A 14263-nucleotide genomic window follows, 5' to 3' on the forward strand; every position below is an offset into this window, starting at 1 on the left:
CTTCCTGAGTCGACCTCGTCCCCCCCAAATCCGGCGTAACCACCCCCTGCGCAATCACCCCCTCGATAGCCCGCAAAATCCCATCATGCGCCGCCCGATACCGCCCATCCCCATTCCCCAAAAAGTCCAACATCAACACCCCCGACCAAATCATCGCAATCGGGTTCGCAATATTCTGCCCATAAATATCCGGCGCCGACCCATGCACCGGCTCAAACAACGACGGAAACCGCCGCTCGGGATCCAGGTTCGCCGACGGCGCAATCCCAATGGTCCCCGCACACGCCGGCCCCAGGTCGGACAAAATGTCGCCAAACAGATTCGACGCCACCACCACGTCAAACCGGTCCGGCTGCAGCACAAACCGCGCGCACAGGATGTCGATGTGCTGCTTGTCCCACGCCACCTCCGGATAATTCGCCGCCATCAGCGCAGTACGCTCGTCCCAGTAAGGCATGCTGATGGAGATCCCGTTCGACTTGGTCGCCGCCGTCAGTTTTTTACGCGGGCGGGTCTGCGCCAGGTCAAAGGCGAACTTGAGGATGCGGTCAACCCCACGCCGGGTGAACACCGACTCCTGCAGCACAAACTCATACGCGGTGCCTTCGAACATCTTGCCGCCTACCGACGAGTACTCCCCCTCGGTATTCTCGCGGATCACCACAAAGTCGATGTCCCCCGGCTCGCGCCCGGCCAGCGGGCACGGTACGCCAGGGAACAAGCGCACCGGGCGGATGTTCACGTATTGGTCGAAGTCGCGGCGGAACTTGAGCAGCGAGCCCCACAGGGAAATATGGTCCGGGACTTTGTCTGGCCAGCCCACCGCGCCAAAGTAAATCGCGTCGAAGCCCTTAAGCTGTTCGAACCAGTCTTCGGGCATCATCTGCCCGTGTTCCAGGTAATAATCACAGTGGGCCCAGTCGAGCACTTCGATGCTCAGGTTCAGGTCCCAGATGTTGGCCGCCTGTTCCAGTACCCGTAGCCCTTCGGGCAATACTTCCTTGCCAATGCCATCGCCGGCAATCGCGGCGATTCTGAATGCCTTGCTCATCGATTCCGCCTCGCTCATTGTCAGTTCAAGCCGCCGATATGGAAGGCTTTGACTTCAAGGTACTCGTCCAGGCCGTACTTGCTGCCCTCGCGGCCCAGCCCGGATTGTTTGATGCCGCCAAACGGCGCGACTTCCATGGAGATGATCCCGGTGTTGAGCCCGACCATGCCGAATTCCAGCGCTTCGCCGAAGCGCCACGAGCGCTGCAGGTCCTGGGTGAAATAGTAGGCGCCCAGGCCGTACGGCGTGGCATTCGCCAGGGCGAGCGCCTCGGCCTCGTCGGTAAAGCGCATCAGCGGCGCCACCGGGCCGAAGGTTTCTTCATTGGCCAGCAACATCCCGACGTGGGTGTCGCCGAGCACCGTGGGTTGCACGAACTGGCTGTCGCCACTTGGGATCGCGCCGCACAGCAGCTGGGCGCCTTGGCTCAGGGCGTCGTCGATATGCCGCGCGACTTTGTTCACCGCCGCCGGGTTGATCAGCGGGCCGATGGTCACGCCGTCTTCCAGGCCGTTGCCGACCTTGAGCTTGCCCACCTCTTCCACCAGGCGCGCGGCGAAACGTGCGTAGATGCCGTCTTGCACCAGGATGCGGTTGGCGCACACGCAGGTTTGCCCGGCGTTGCGAAATTTACTCAGCATCACCCCAGCGATTGCCTGCTCAAGGTCGGCGTCGTCGAACACGATAAACGGCGCGTTGCCGCCCAATTCAAGGCTCAGGCGCTTGATGTGTTCGGCACTCTGGCGCATCAGCAGGCGGCCGACGGCAGTCGAGCCGGTGAAGGAAATCTTGCGCACCGCCGGGTTGCCCGTCAGCTCTTCGCCGATGCCCGCAGGCAAGCCGGTGATGACATTGAACACGCCCGCAGGAATGCCGACGCGCTCGGCCAGCACCGCCAGGGCCAGCGCTGACAGCGGCGTCAGGTCCGACGGTTTGACGATGATCGGGCACCCGGCGGCCAGCGCCGGCGCGCATTTGCGCGTGATCATCGCATTGGGGAAATTCCACGGGGTGATGGCGGCGCACACGCCCACGGGTTGCTTGAGGGTCAGCAGGCGCCTGTCGCCGCTGGGGGCCGGCATGGTTTCACCGTAGACCCGCCGCGCTTCCTCGGCGAACCATTTGACGAAACCGGCGCCGTAGCGCACTTCGCCACGGGCTTCGTTCAGCGGTTTGCCCTGCTCACAGGTCATGATCAGCGCCAGGTCGTCGAGGTTGTCGATCATCGCCTGGTACCAGCGTTCCAGCAGCGCCGCGCGTTCAGCCGCCGGGCGGGCGCGCCAGGCGGGCCAGGCACGCTCGGCGGCTTCGATGGCGCGGCGGGTGTCAACCGCGTCCATGGCCGGGACCTGGGCCAGCACGTGGCCGGTGGCAGGGTCGCGGATGTCCAGGGTGGCCGCGCTGTCGGCAGCGATCCATTGGCCATCTACGTAGGCGAGTTCAGCCAGCAGGCTGGGGTCTTGCAAGCGATTCTTGAGCATGGTCGAGTCCTGATCCGAGACACGCTCCAGTCTAGGGAGGTGCCACGGACGAGGATGCCGAAAGCGCGGTTAAAGCAGCGTGCCGTGCTGTAATTGGGCGCAGGACGGCAGGCTCTGCTAGGCCTTCAATGATCCGAGCAAACCTTGCAAAAAGCGCTCGCCCGCGTCCATCTGGCTGATCTCGATAAACTCGTCGGGTTTGTGCGCCTGCTCGATGGAACCCGGCCCGCAGACCACCACCGGCACGTCCAGGCGCTGCTTGAACAGGCCACCTTCGGTGCCGAACGACACCTTGGCGGTGCCGGTACCCGGCGCGGCGAATTGCTTGAGAAAGCGCACCGCTTCGACACTGGGGTGGGTGTCGAGGCCGGGGTAGACGTTGATGGTTTCGATCTCGATGGCCGCCGCGCTGGACAGCTTCTGCGCCTCGCGCACGATCACCTCGGCACGCTCGCGCATCTGGTCCAGGAATTGATCCAGATCGTCTGCCGGCAGGTTGCGCACTTCGAAATCCAGGCTGCACAGGTTAGGCACGATGTTCAGCGCCTTGCCGCCGACAATCTGCCCGACATGCACGGTGCTGTAGGGCACGTCGTAGTCGGAGTCCTGGGCGCCACGCGTCTGCAATTGCTGCTGGCTCTCACGCAGGGCGGCGATAAAGTCGCAGGCCACATGGATGGCGTTGACCGAACGCGGCGCCAACGACGAATGCGCTTCCTGGCCACGGCAGTAGGTGCGGTAAGACCCCTTGCCCTTGTGGCCGAGTACGAACTGCATGTTGGTCGGCTCGCCGATCACGCACAAAAACGGGCGCACCGGCGCCAGGTGCAAAACATCGAGCAGGCGCCGTACGCCGACGCAACCGATCTCCTCGTCATGGGACAGGGCCAATTGCAGCGGGCGGTTCAAGGTGTGGTCGGCGGCATCGAGCAGGGCGTCGATGGCCAGGGCGATGAAGCCCTTCATGTCGCAGCTGCCACGCCCGTAGATGCGCCCGTCCTGCACAGTGGCGGCGAAGGCGGGAAAGGTCCACGCCTGCCCCGCTGCCGGCACCACGTCGGTGTGCCCGGACAGCAACACGCCGGGCTGTTGCTTGGGCCCGGTGCTGGCGAACAGGTTGGCCTTCTTGCCGCTCTGGTCCTTGACGATCAAGGATTCGATGCCCTTGGTCAGCAACAGGTCGCGCACGTAGTCGATCAGGGCCAGGTTCGATTCCGACGACACCGTGTCGAAGGCCATCAGTTGTTTGAGAATCTCAAGAACACGCGGTTTCATCAGGCCTGGCTCCGTTGCTCGGCAGGTGGGGCGAACCGGGCAATGGAGAACGGCTCGATCGGGGTACTGGTGCTGCCGGTGGCGAGCAGCTCGGCCATCACATCGCCGACGCCCGGGCCGAGCTGGAAGCCGTGGCCGCAGAAGCCGAAGGCATAGAACAAGCCGTCGACGGTGCCGCTGGGGCCCATCACCGGCAGCGAATCCGGCAGGTAGCCTTCGATGCCGCTCCACACGCGGATGATGTTCAGGTTGCCGACGCCCGGCAGCAGTCGACGCATCTGGCTGACCTGGTTGAGGATGCTGCGCGGCTCCACGTAGGCGCGGCGGTTGAGCATGTCCGGCTTGCTGCGGTAACCGCCACCGATGACGATATTGCCCCGCGGAATCTGGCGGAAGTAGATCACTTCCTCGGGGATTTTGGTGTACACGCCGATCACCGTCGGCAGCGCGTAGGGCACCGGCTCAGTCACTGCCATCTGCGGGCCGTGGGTGTCGAGCGGCACCGGCTCGCCGAACTGCGCCGAAAGCTTCTGGCCCCAGGCGCCGGCGGTGATCAACAGTTGTGCGGCCTGGAACTGGCGACCGTCGGTGCTGGTGACGTGGAAGTCGGCACCGACCTTCTGCACCTCGGCGACTTCGGTGCGTTCTTCGATCTGCGCCCCCAGGCGCCGTGCGGCGCGGGCAAACGCCGGTGCGGCCAGACGCGGGTTGGCGTGGCCATCGTGGGGCGCATAGGAACCGCCCTTGACGTCCGGGCCGAGGAAGCCAAAGCGCTGATGCAGTTCGGCGCCGCGATAAATCTTCAGGTCCAGTTGCTCCGCTTCCGGCGCGGCCGCATAGGCCTCCAGCTCGGCGATTTCATCTTCGCGGTAACACACGCGCATATGCCCACTGGGGATGAACTCGAGGTCATCATCGATCAGTTCCGGCAGGCGCTTCCACAGCGCCCAGGAGCGGTTGGCCAAGGCCAACTGGCCGAGGAAGCGCCCCTGCCGACGCACATTGCCGAAGTTCACCCCGCTGGCGTACTGGCCGATCTGGTCGCGCTCGAGCAGGATCACCGACTGGCCGCGACGGCGCAGAAAAAACGCCGCCGCCGAGCCCATCACACCACCGCCAACAATCACCACATCGGCTTTTTGCACCTTCATGACGACACCTCCTCGGTGATCAGCATCGACAAGGGTTTGACCGGTGCCTGACCGCGCTGGCGACCGACTTCCTGCACCGGTACCCCGGCCTCGGCGGCAATCACTTCGGCCCCGGCCTGTGAACAATAACGCCCCTGGCAACGGCCCATGCCCACGCGGCTGAATGCCTTGGCGCGATTGACTTCACAGGCGCCCTTCTCGTTCACGGTGCGCCGCAGTTCGCCGGCGCTGATCATCTCGCAGCGGCACACGATGGCGCTGTCGGGCAACGCCTTGGCCTGCGCGCTGGGCCAGGGAAACGCCTGGGCCAGGCCGAGGCGAAACTGGTCCATCACGGCCAGGGCTTGCTTTTGTTCGTCACGCAGCCCGCTGTCGACCGGTTGCTGAAGATCGTCCAGCAGCGCCAGCGCCACCAGGCGCCCGGCATGCTCGGCGGCATCCGCACCGCGAATTTTCGCGCCGTCACCCGCCGCATACACCCCCTTCACCGAGGTGCGCCCGGCCTCGTCCGTGGCCAGCCACCATTGGCTGGAGGCCTGGTCAAAGGCCATGGCACAGCCGGCCAGGTCGCCCAATTGCGTCTCCGGGCGCAGGTGATACCCCAGCGCGACGGCATCGGCCTGCACCGTGACGGTCTGCCCGTTACCCGCGATGAAGCGCACGCCCCCCACGCCATTGGCGGCATCACCCATGACTTGCAGCGGCTTGATCCCCAGGTGCACCGCCACCTTGGCGCGGTACAGCTGCGCCAGCAGCTTGACCCCGGTAAACAGGACGGCCGGCCGCGCCAGCAGTTTCGGCAAGGCCTTGAGACGCAGGCTCAGGGGTGAGGTGTCGAGCACCGCCGCCACCTCGGCACCGGCTTTGACGTATTGGCTGGCCACCAGGTACAGCAACGGCCCGCTGCCCATGAACACCACGCGATGACCGATGGACACGGCCTGGTTTTTCAAGGCGATCTGCGCCCCGCCCAGGCTGTAAGTGCCCGCCAGTTGCCAGCCCTCGATGGGCATCAAGCGGTCGGTGGCGCCGGTGCACAGGATCAGCGCGTCGTAATCCACGGTGCAGTGGCGGCCTTGGCTCACGCAGCACAATTGCCCGGCCGTGAGGTTCCACACCAAGGTGTCGGGCCGGTAGTCGATGGCGTCGCGCAGGCGGTCGAAACTCTGGTGCAGGGCCTGGGCCTTGGCGGCTTCGCTGCCGTACAGCGTGGTGTAGTCGCGGGTAAAACCGTCTGGCTGACGGCGGTAGATCTGCCCGCCGTCGCGACGGTTTTCATCGATCAGGATCGGCTTAATTCCGGCCGCCACCAGGGTTTCGGCGCAGCGCACGCCGGCAGGTCCGGCGCCCACAATAACTACCCGTGCAGTGGCCATGTCGCCTCCGGTTGTGTGGTAACGATGTCCAGCCCATCACGGACTTCATTGGAGCAGGCGCGCAGGCGCTCGCCGCTGCGGGTCCATACCCAGCAGTCCTGGCACGCACCCATCAGGCAGAAACCGGCGCGGCGCCCGCTGTCGAATTCCGATTGGCGCAACGCGTTGCCCTGGGTCAGCAGCGCGACCATCAGGGTATCGCCCTGCAGGGCCTGGATGGGTGCGCCATCCACCGTCAGGCTGACCGTCGGCCGGCCCTGTTCGGCCAGCCTCACAAAACGCCCTTTCATGCATAGGCTCCCAAAGTGAGGGTAGTGACGCCCTGCTGGGTATTCAGCAACTGGGCGCTGTCGTGGTGGCAGAGGACCTCACTGCCGTTGTCCAGGGTGCGACGCCTCGGTGCGGTGCGATTGCACAGGCCATCGACGCGCACCGGGCAGCGATTGAGAAAGGTGCACAGTTCCGGCACGTTGGCCCGCTCGCCTATCGCCGGCAGCGTTTCGCACCTTGTGCCGCAGGTTTCCAGCCAGCCCTGGCGCAACTCGGGCACCGAGTGGATCAGCAGGTCGGTGTAGGGGTGGAACGGCGGTTCGGCAAACGACTGGCGGCTGCCGGCCTGCACTTTGTGGCCGCTGTACATCACCACAATGTCATCGCACAGCGCCCGCACGGTGGAGATGTCATGGCTGATAAACAGATAGGACACGCCCAGTTGCTGGCGCAGGTCGCGCAGCAGTTCGAGGATCGCCGCACCGACCACGGTGTCGAGGGCCGAGGTCACTTCATCGCACAGGATCAAGTCGGGCTTGGCCGCCAGCGCCCGTGCCAGGTTGACCCGCTGCTTTTGCCCGCCGGACAGTTCATTCGGGCGGCGTTCGGCCATGTCGCGCGGCAGGCGTACCAGGTCCAGCAACTCATCGATGCGCGCCTTCAACGCGGCGCCCTTGAGGCCGAAATACATCTTCAGCGGGCGGCTGAGGATGGTCGCCACGCTGTGCATGGGGTTGAGGGCGGTGTCAGCGTTCTGGAACACCATCTGGATCCGGCGAAATTGTTCCGGGGTGCGCTCGGACAGGCTGCCACCCAGGGCCTGGCCGTCGAACGTGAGACCGCCAAGGGCCGGGGTCAACAGCCCGGCCACCACGCGCGCCAGGGTCGACTTGCCGGAGCCCGACTCGCCGATCACCCCGATGGCCTGGCCACGGCGCACCGTGAGGTCGATGTCTTCCAGCACCCGGATCGACGGCATGCCGTGCATGTTTTTGTTGCCGTAACCGGCGGTGAGGCCGGTGATGGTCAGCAGCGGCACCTCTTCGGCAATCCCGCAGGGCGGGCGAATGGTGGTGTCCGGCCGTGCGGCCGCCAGCAGGCTGCGGGTGTATTCGTGGGCCGGAGCCTTGAGCAGCGGTGCCGTGGCGCTGTGCTCGAGAACCTGCCCGCCATTGAGCACCACAATCTGGTCGGCCATTTGCGCGACCACCGCCAGGTCATGGGAGACGTACACGGCCGTGGCGCCGCGCTCGCGTACCACACGCTTGAAGGCGCGCAGCACGTCGATCTGGGTGGTCACGTCCAACGCCGTGGTCGGCTCGTCAAGCACCACCAGCAGCGGGTCGCTGATCAGCGCCATCGCCGCCATTACCCGTTGCAGTTGCCCACCGGACACCTGGTGCGGGTAACGTCGCGCGATGCGTTCCGGGTCCGGCAGGGCCAGGTCGCGGAACAGCCCGATAGCCTTGGCATGCAATTCGGCGCGGGTGCCCAGGCCATGGATCAGGGCCCCCTCCACCACCTGGTCGATCAGTCGTTTGGCCGGGTTGAACGCCGCAGCCGCGCTTTGCGCGATATAAGACACACGGTTACCACGCAGGCCTTGCAGGTGTTTTTCGCTCAAGGCGAGCATGTCGTGCTCACCCACCTGCACCACACCGCCGGACAACCGACAGCCACGCCGTGCATACCCCAGTAATGCCAGGGCGATGGTGGTCTTGCCCGAGCCGGACTCACCGATCAGCGCCAGCACTTCACCTTTTTCCAGGGAAAAGCTCACGCCTTTGACGATTTCTACCTCGCCGTGCTCGCCACAGGCGACCACGCGCAGGTCTTCGACGCGAATCAATTCGGTCATTTCAATGGCCTCCCGTGCGTCGACTACGTCGGGACGACATATAGTCGATCAGCAGATTCACACCGATGGTCAGCGTGCCGATGGCCAGTGCCGGAATGATGATAGCCAGCGCGCCCTGGTTGAGGCCGCCGATGTTTTCCCGCACCAGCGAACCGAGGTCGGCGTCCGGCGGTTGCACGCCAAGGCCGAGAAAACTCATGCCGCTGAGCAACAAGACGATGTAGCCGAAACGCAGGCCCAGGTCGGTCAATACCGGGTTGAGCATGTTCGGCAGGATCTCCATGCACGCCACGTACAACCGGCGTTCGCCACGGGTACGCGCGACCTGCACGTATTCCAGGGCCTCGATGTTGACCGCCATGCTGCGGGCAACGCGGAACGAGCCAGGGATGTAGCTGATCACGGCGGTGCAGATCAGCAGGGTCACCGATGAACCAAAGGCCGAGACCATGATCAGCGCGAGCATTTTGCTCGGGATCGAGATGAACGCGTCCATGATGCGGCTGATGATTTCGTCCAGCCACTTGGGCGAGACCACCGACAGCAGCGCACACCCGGTGCCGAAGAAGCTGGCCAGCAACGCCGCTACCAGCGCCAGGCCGACGGTGAACCGCGCACCGACCAGCACGCGGCTGAGCATGTCACGGCCCAGGTAATCGGTGCCGAACGGGTGCGCAAGGCTGAAGCCTTCGAAGATGTTGTCGGACACCACTTCACCCACCGGGTGGGGGGCCAGCCAGGGGCCGAGCAGCGCCACCAGCAGCCAGGCGACGCAGACCGCGCCCCCCAACAGCCCCAGCCAGGACGGGCCGCTGGACACCTTGGCCAGGGCCAGGGCGGAAGACACAGGCTTGGACTTCGCAATGAGGTTGTTCATTGGTTTCTCAGCCTCGGGTTGGAGAGGATCGCGCACAGGTCGGCGAGCAGCACCAGGCCCAGGTAAGCCGCGCAGAACAACATGGTGCACGCCTGCACCAAGGCCATGTCACGGTTGGTCACGGCATCGACCATCAAGCTGGCGATGCCGGGGTAGTTGAAGATGGTTTCGACGATCACCACCCCGCCCAGCAGGTACGACAGGCTCAGGGCGATGGCGTTGGCGATCGGCCCGATCGCATTGGGCAAGGCGTGGCGCAGCACAATGCGGATCGGGCTCACGCCTTTGAGGCGGGCCATTTCCACATAGGGGCTGTCGAGTTGGTCGATCACCGCCGCGCGGGTCATGCGCGCCATTTGCGCGACGATCACGCAGCACAGCGTCATCACCGGCAAGGCGTAGGTGCGCATGAATTGCAGCGGTGAGGTGATGTCACTGGCGTACGACAGCGCCGACAGCCAACCAAGGTTGACCGCGAAAATCAGCACGGCCAGGGTCGCCACCAGAAACTCCGGCACGGCGACCATCGCCAAGGTGACAAAGCTCAGGCAACTGTCGATACGCCCGCCCCGGCCCATCGCCGAGCCGATGCCGAGTATCAGCGCCACCGGCACCGAGACCAGCGCCGTAGCGCCCGCCAGCATCAGGGTGTTGGGCACCCGGCCGGCCATCAGTTCACCCACCGGCATGGCGTTGGAGACCGACACGCCCATGTCGCCGGTGAGCAGGCTCATCAGCCAGTGCAGGTAACGCAGCACACCGGGTTGGTCCAACCCCAGTTTCAGGCGCAGTGCCGCCACCTGTTCAGGGGTCGCGAACTGGCCGAGGGATTGTTGCGCCGCATCCCCCGGCAGCACGGCCGTGATCGCGAACACGACCATGGACACGATCAACAAGGTCACGACACCGGCGCCGAGGCGCCGGCCGATCAACCACAGTGTATTGCTATTCATCGCACTGCCCTCCTCACGCGTCCAACCACACCTGCTCGGCGAACATGTAGCCCATGAAACCGCCCAGCGGGTTACTGCCATAGCCCTTGATGCGCTGGTCTACACCGTCGATGTTGCTGATGAACACCGGCACGCCGATCCCGCAATGGTCGTGGACCAGGGTCTGCATGTCGCCATACATCTTGGCGCGCTTGGCGTCGTCGGTTTCGCCACGGGCCAGCATCAGCAGTTGGTCAAACTGGTCGTTCTGCCAGCCAGACTCGTTCCAGGGCGCCTTGGACTGGAAGAACTGCGAGAACATCACGTCGGCATTCGGCCGTGGGTTGATGTTGCCGAAGCTCAACGGGTGCTTCATCCAGTGGTTGGACCAGTAGCCGTCGCTGGGCAGGCGGTTCACGTCGAGCTTGAGCCCGGCCTGTTTCGCCGATTGCTGCAGCAGCACGGCGATGTCCACCGAACCGGTGGCGGCCGGCGAGGCCATGACGGGCATGGTGATGCTTTCCATGCCGGCCTTCTTCAGCAGGAACTTGGCTTTTTCCGGGTCGTAGACCGTCTGCGGCAAGTCGGTGTTGAAGTAGCGCGAACCCGGTGCAATCGGGTGATCGTTACCGACCACGGCAAAGCCACGGAACACCGCGGACTTGACCTGCTCACGGTCCAGCAACAGTTTCATCGCCTGGGTGAACTCAGGGCTTTTGCCGGGCAGTTGGTCCTGACGGATGATCAAGTCAGTGTAGTTGCCCGACGGTGCATCCACGACCCGGTGTTTGGCGCTGGCGGCGATGCGCGTAGTGGAGCGTGGGTTGACCTCGTTGATCATGTGCACGTCGCCCGACAGCAGCGCGTTGACTCGCGAGGGCTCGTCGGCGATGGCGATGAATTCGATTTCGTCGAGGTACGGCAGGCCCGGTTTCCAGTAATTCTTGTTGCGCACCGCAATCGAACGCACGCCTGGCTTGAACTCGCCCACGGTGAACGGTCCGGTGCCGATGCCTTTACCGAAATCGGTGGTGCCTTCGGGCACGATCAGCAGGTGCGACACTGCCAGGATCGACGGCAGCTCGGCGTTGGGCGCGCTGAGGCGAATCTGTACTTCGTTCGGACCGCTGGCCTTGATCTCGGCGAACTGCTCCATCAGCGGCATGACTTTGGAGCCGGTGAGCGGGTCTTTGTGGCGGTTCAGCGAGAACACCACGTCGGCGGCGGTCAGGGCCTTGCCGTTGTGAAAGGTCACGTCTTTGCGCAGGGTGATGGTCCAGACGGTGGCGTCGGTATTGTCGATGCGCTCGGCCAGCTCCAGTTGCGGCACCAGGTGCTTATCGAAGCGGGTCAGGCCGTTGTAGAACATGTAGTGGCGGGCGTAGTCGGTGGACAGCGCGCCTTTGGCCGGGTCGAGTGTGTCGGCGGTGGAGCTGGACATGCCCGCCACGCGGATCTTGCCGCCTGGCTTGCCTTTGCCCTCGGCGGCCGCTTCATCGGCGAACAGCTTGCCGGCGGCGCCAAACAGGCTGCCCGCCCCGGCCGCTGCCACACCGGCCACCCCGAGCATTTGCAGGGCGTTGCGGCGCGACATGCCACGGTTGAGGCTTTCGAACACCCGCAGGCTGTCATGGCCGGAGATGAGCTCGGGTGTATTTTTGTTGTCAGTCATATCAAGGCTACCTGTCGATAATCGGAAGAATCGAGTGCTCACGGATGTCCGGAGCGTCCTGGAAACACAAACGACGGTGACGCAACAACGGCAACTCAGTGCAAATAATCCTGGAACCGGTAATACGCCCCCACGAACGGCAGGAACCAGGGTTTGCCGAAATGCCCGGGGATCGCCGGCCATTCCAGTTCGCGCCAAGGGTTGGCCGCCGCATTGCCCGCCATGACCTCAGCCATCACCTGGCCCATGTGCACCGACATCTGCACACCATGGCCGCTGTAGCCCATGGAGTGGAAAACGCCGCCATGCTGGCCGGCGCGCGGCAGGCGGTCGGACGTCATGTCCACCAGGCCGCCCCAGCAGTAGTCGATCTTCACGTGCGCCAACTGCGGGAACATGTTCAGCATCGCCGCCTGCAGCACCTTGCCGCTCTTGGCGTCGGAGACGCTGTCGGACATGGCAAACCGGGCACGCCCGCCAAACAGCAGACGGTTGTCCGGGGTCAGGCGAAAGTAGTTGCCGATCATGCGGCTGGTCACATAAGCCCGGTGCCGGGGTAGCAACTGGTCGATCAGCGCTTGGGGCAAGACTTCGGTGGCGATGACGAAACTGCCCACCGGCACAATCCGGCGGCGGTACCAGCCCAGGTCGCCATGCTGGCAAGCGCCGGTCGCCAGCAGGACTTGCCCGGCGTGCAGTGAGCCCTTGACGGTGTTGACCTGATAGCCACCGGCCTGGGCCTTCCAGTCCTTGACGGCGGTGTGCTCGTAAATCATCGCGCCACGCCGCGCCGCCGCTTCGGCCAGACCGACCCCAAAGCGGCCGACGTGCATCTGCACGCCGTTGCGTTGCAGCAAGCCGCCATGGAACTGCGCCGAGTTGACTTCCGCATGGGTCTGTTCGGCGCTGAGCAGCTCGACATCGGCATCCACCTCCTGGCGAATCAGCTCGCAGGTGCGGGCCAGGCCTTCGTAATGCATCGGCTTGGCCGCCAGCTTGAGCTTGCCGTTGCGCACCAAGTCACAGGCAATCCCTTCCAGCTCGACCAGCGAAACCACGCTCTGCACCGCGCTTTCATAGGCTTGGTAATAGGCACGCGCCTTGGCGGCACCGAGGCTGGCGTGCAGCCCGGCATAGTCCTGGGCCACCCCGGTGTTGCACTGCCCACCGTTACGCCCCGAGGCTTCACCGATCACACGGCCGGCGTCGAGCACCACCACACTCGCGCCTTTACGCGCCAACGCCCGCGCCGCCGCCAGGCCGGTGAACCCACCGCCGACCACAGCCACATCGACCTGCTTGGGCAAGCCGCCCAGCTGGGCACCGGTAAAAGCCGGTGCGGTGTCGAGCCAATAGGATTCACTGCCCATGTCTTACCCTCAAGGTGCGCGTTTACAGGCCGACCAACGCCGGCAACCCACCGATATCGGTGATCTGCTGGTAACCGTAGAAGGCATTGGCCGGGACTTCATGGCCACGGGCAACGAATGCCTTGTGCTTGATCTTCATGTCATGGGCCGACATCAGGTCATAACGGAAGCTGGACGACACATGCAAGATGTCTTCCGGGCCGCAGCCGAGGTTGTCGAGCATGAACTCAAAGGCCGCCAGGCGCGGCTTGTAGGCCTGGGCCTGTTCGGCGGTGAACACCTTATGGAACGGCGCGCCGAGCTTGTCGACGTTGGACATGATCTGACTGTCCATGGCATTGGAGAAGATCACCAGGGGAATCTTGTCGGCAATCTTCGACAGACCGGCCGGTACGTCCGCATGAGGGCCCCAGGTCGGTACGGCGTCGTAATACAGCTGGCCTTCTTCGCGATAATCGATACCCCAGCGCTTGCAGGTACGGGCCAGGGCGGTCTTGAGGATTTCGTCATACGGACGCCAGTCACCCATCACCTGGTCGAGGCGATAGGCTGAGAAGTCCTTGACGAACTGGTCCATCTGCTCGGGCTTGATGCGATCGGCGAACAGCTCGCGGGTCATGGTGCCCATATGGAAGTTGGTCAGCGTACCGTAGCAGTCGAACGTAATGAATTTGGGACGAAGAAAGCTCATTGAGTGCGGTCCTGAAGTCAGTTGAGTGTGGCAAGCGTTCGCTGCCCTGGCGGCGCGTCGGCCTCGTTGCAGCACAGGTTCATTACACCACTGTGAAATCAGCATATGCCGTCTAAAAAGACCTGTGCTCAATACAAACCACCGTTTTGGTGGCTGGGCTCAGCAGACTTTGCGGTGCGCGCCAGGCTTGGGCAGGGCCTTTGTTTGTGCGCTTTTAGGGGGCTTTTGGGGGGACTTTGTGGGGTGAGGGCTTAAGGAC

General features: G+C 64.2%; 12 protein-coding genes. All 12 read right to left on the reverse strand.

Going from position 1 to position 14263, the window contains the following annotated elements; genetic code table 11:
• Positions 1–1051: tartrate dehydrogenase (locus K7431_RS30270; protein ID WP_224316764.1), on the reverse strand; the 1051-nt coding region annotated here is incomplete at its 3' end.
• Between the two features lie 20 nt (positions 1052–1071).
• On the reverse strand, positions 1072–2532 hold the full coding sequence (locus K7431_RS30275) for an NAD-dependent succinate-semialdehyde dehydrogenase (RefSeq protein WP_015884831.1): 1461 nt from the start codon (positions 2530–2532) through the stop codon (positions 1072–1074).
• A gap of 117 nt (positions 2533–2649) precedes the next feature.
• On the reverse strand, positions 2650–3807 hold the full coding sequence (gene argE, locus K7431_RS30280; protein WP_015884832.1) for an acetylornithine deacetylase: 1158 nt from the start codon (positions 3805–3807) through the stop codon (positions 2650–2652).
• A complete protein-coding gene (locus K7431_RS30285) occupies positions 3807–4958 on the reverse strand; it encodes an NAD(P)/FAD-dependent oxidoreductase (RefSeq protein WP_015884833.1) in 1152 nt (383 codons plus the stop codon). The genes argE and K7431_RS30285 overlap by 1 nt, the downstream gene beginning before the upstream one ends.
• Entirely contained in the window at positions 4955–6334 is a 1380-nt protein-coding gene (locus tag K7431_RS30290) for an FAD/NAD(P)-dependent oxidoreductase (protein ID WP_015884834.1), read from the reverse strand. Before K7431_RS30290 ends, K7431_RS30285 begins: the two co-directional genes overlap by 4 nt.
• Positions 6316–6624, reverse strand: a complete 309-nt coding sequence (locus tag K7431_RS30295; protein ID WP_015884835.1) for a (2Fe-2S)-binding protein — start codon at positions 6622–6624, stop codon at positions 6316–6318. The genes K7431_RS30290 and K7431_RS30295 overlap by 19 nt, the downstream gene beginning before the upstream one ends.
• On the reverse strand, positions 6621–8462 hold the full coding sequence (locus K7431_RS30300) for an ABC transporter ATP-binding protein (protein ID WP_015884836.1): 1842 nt from the start codon (positions 8460–8462) through the stop codon (positions 6621–6623). The genes K7431_RS30295 and K7431_RS30300 overlap by 4 nt, the downstream gene beginning before the upstream one ends.
• Before the next feature lies 1 nt (position 8463).
• A complete protein-coding gene (locus tag K7431_RS30305; protein WP_015884837.1) occupies positions 8464–9339 on the reverse strand; it encodes an ABC transporter permease in 876 nt (291 codons plus the stop codon).
• Complete coding sequence (locus K7431_RS30310) at positions 9336–10292, reverse strand: ABC transporter permease (RefSeq protein ID WP_015884838.1); 957 nt, start codon at positions 10290–10292, stop codon at positions 9336–9338. The genes K7431_RS30305 and K7431_RS30310 overlap by 4 nt, the downstream gene beginning before the upstream one ends.
• 13 nt (positions 10293–10305) lie before the next feature.
• A complete protein-coding gene (locus tag K7431_RS30315) occupies positions 10306–11943 on the reverse strand; it encodes an ABC transporter substrate-binding protein (protein WP_015884839.1) in 1638 nt (545 codons plus the stop codon).
• Between the two features lie 95 nt (positions 11944–12038).
• The gene (locus K7431_RS30320) at positions 12039–13313 is read right to left on the reverse strand and encodes an NAD(P)/FAD-dependent oxidoreductase (RefSeq protein WP_015884840.1); all 1275 of its coding nucleotides are present in this window, start codon (positions 13311–13313) and stop codon (positions 12039–12041) included.
• Positions 13314–13335: 22 nt separating this feature from the next.
• Complete coding sequence (locus tag K7431_RS30325; RefSeq protein ID WP_015884841.1) at positions 13336–14004, reverse strand: haloacid dehalogenase type II; 669 nt, start codon at positions 14002–14004, stop codon at positions 13336–13338.
• Positions 14005–14263: the final 259 nt, after the last annotated feature.

Origin of the sequence: Pseudomonas fluorescens group sp. (assembly GCF_020093335.1) — a bacterium.
Classification (GTDB): domain Bacteria; phylum Pseudomonadota; class Gammaproteobacteria; order Pseudomonadales; family Pseudomonadaceae; genus Aquipseudomonas; species Aquipseudomonas petroselini.

What these genes read in the sequence shown, in the direction of transcription:
- K7431_RS30285 (WP_015884833.1), bottom strand. Translation starts at nt 4,958, where the DNA reads ATGAAGGTGCAAAAAGCCGATGTGGTGATTGTTGGCGGTGGTGTGATG.
- argE (WP_015884832.1), bottom strand. Translation starts at nt 3,807, where the DNA reads ATGAAACCGCGTGTTCTTGAGATTCTCAAACAACTGATGGCCTTCGAC.
- K7431_RS30320 (WP_015884840.1), bottom strand. Translation starts at nt 13,313, where the DNA reads ATGGGCAGTGAATCCTATTGGCTCGACACCGCACCGGCTTTTACCGGT.
- K7431_RS30275 (WP_015884831.1), bottom strand. Translation starts at nt 2,532, where the DNA reads ATGCTCAAGAATCGCTTGCAAGACCCCAGCCTGCTGGCTGAACTCGCC.
- K7431_RS30310 (WP_015884838.1), bottom strand. Translation starts at nt 10,292, where the DNA reads ATGAATAGCAATACACTGTGGTTGATCGGCCGGCGCCTCGGCGCCGGT.
- K7431_RS30315 (WP_015884839.1), bottom strand. Translation starts at nt 11,943, where the DNA reads ATGACTGACAACAAAAATACACCCGAGCTCATCTCCGGCCATGACAGC.
- K7431_RS30295 (WP_015884835.1), bottom strand. Translation starts at nt 6,624, where the DNA reads ATGAAAGGGCGTTTTGTGAGGCTGGCCGAACAGGGCCGGCCGACGGTC.
- K7431_RS30300 (WP_015884836.1), bottom strand. Translation starts at nt 8,462, where the DNA reads ATGACCGAATTGATTCGCGTCGAAGACCTGCGCGTGGTCGCCTGTGGC.
- K7431_RS30305 (WP_015884837.1), bottom strand. Translation starts at nt 9,339, where the DNA reads ATGAACAACCTCATTGCGAAGTCCAAGCCTGTGTCTTCCGCCCTGGCC.
- K7431_RS30325 (WP_015884841.1), bottom strand. Translation starts at nt 14,004, where the DNA reads ATGAGCTTTCTTCGTCCCAAATTCATTACGTTCGACTGCTACGGTACG.
- K7431_RS30290 (WP_015884834.1), bottom strand. Translation starts at nt 6,334, where the DNA reads ATGGCCACTGCACGGGTAGTTATTGTGGGCGCCGGACCTGCCGGCGTG.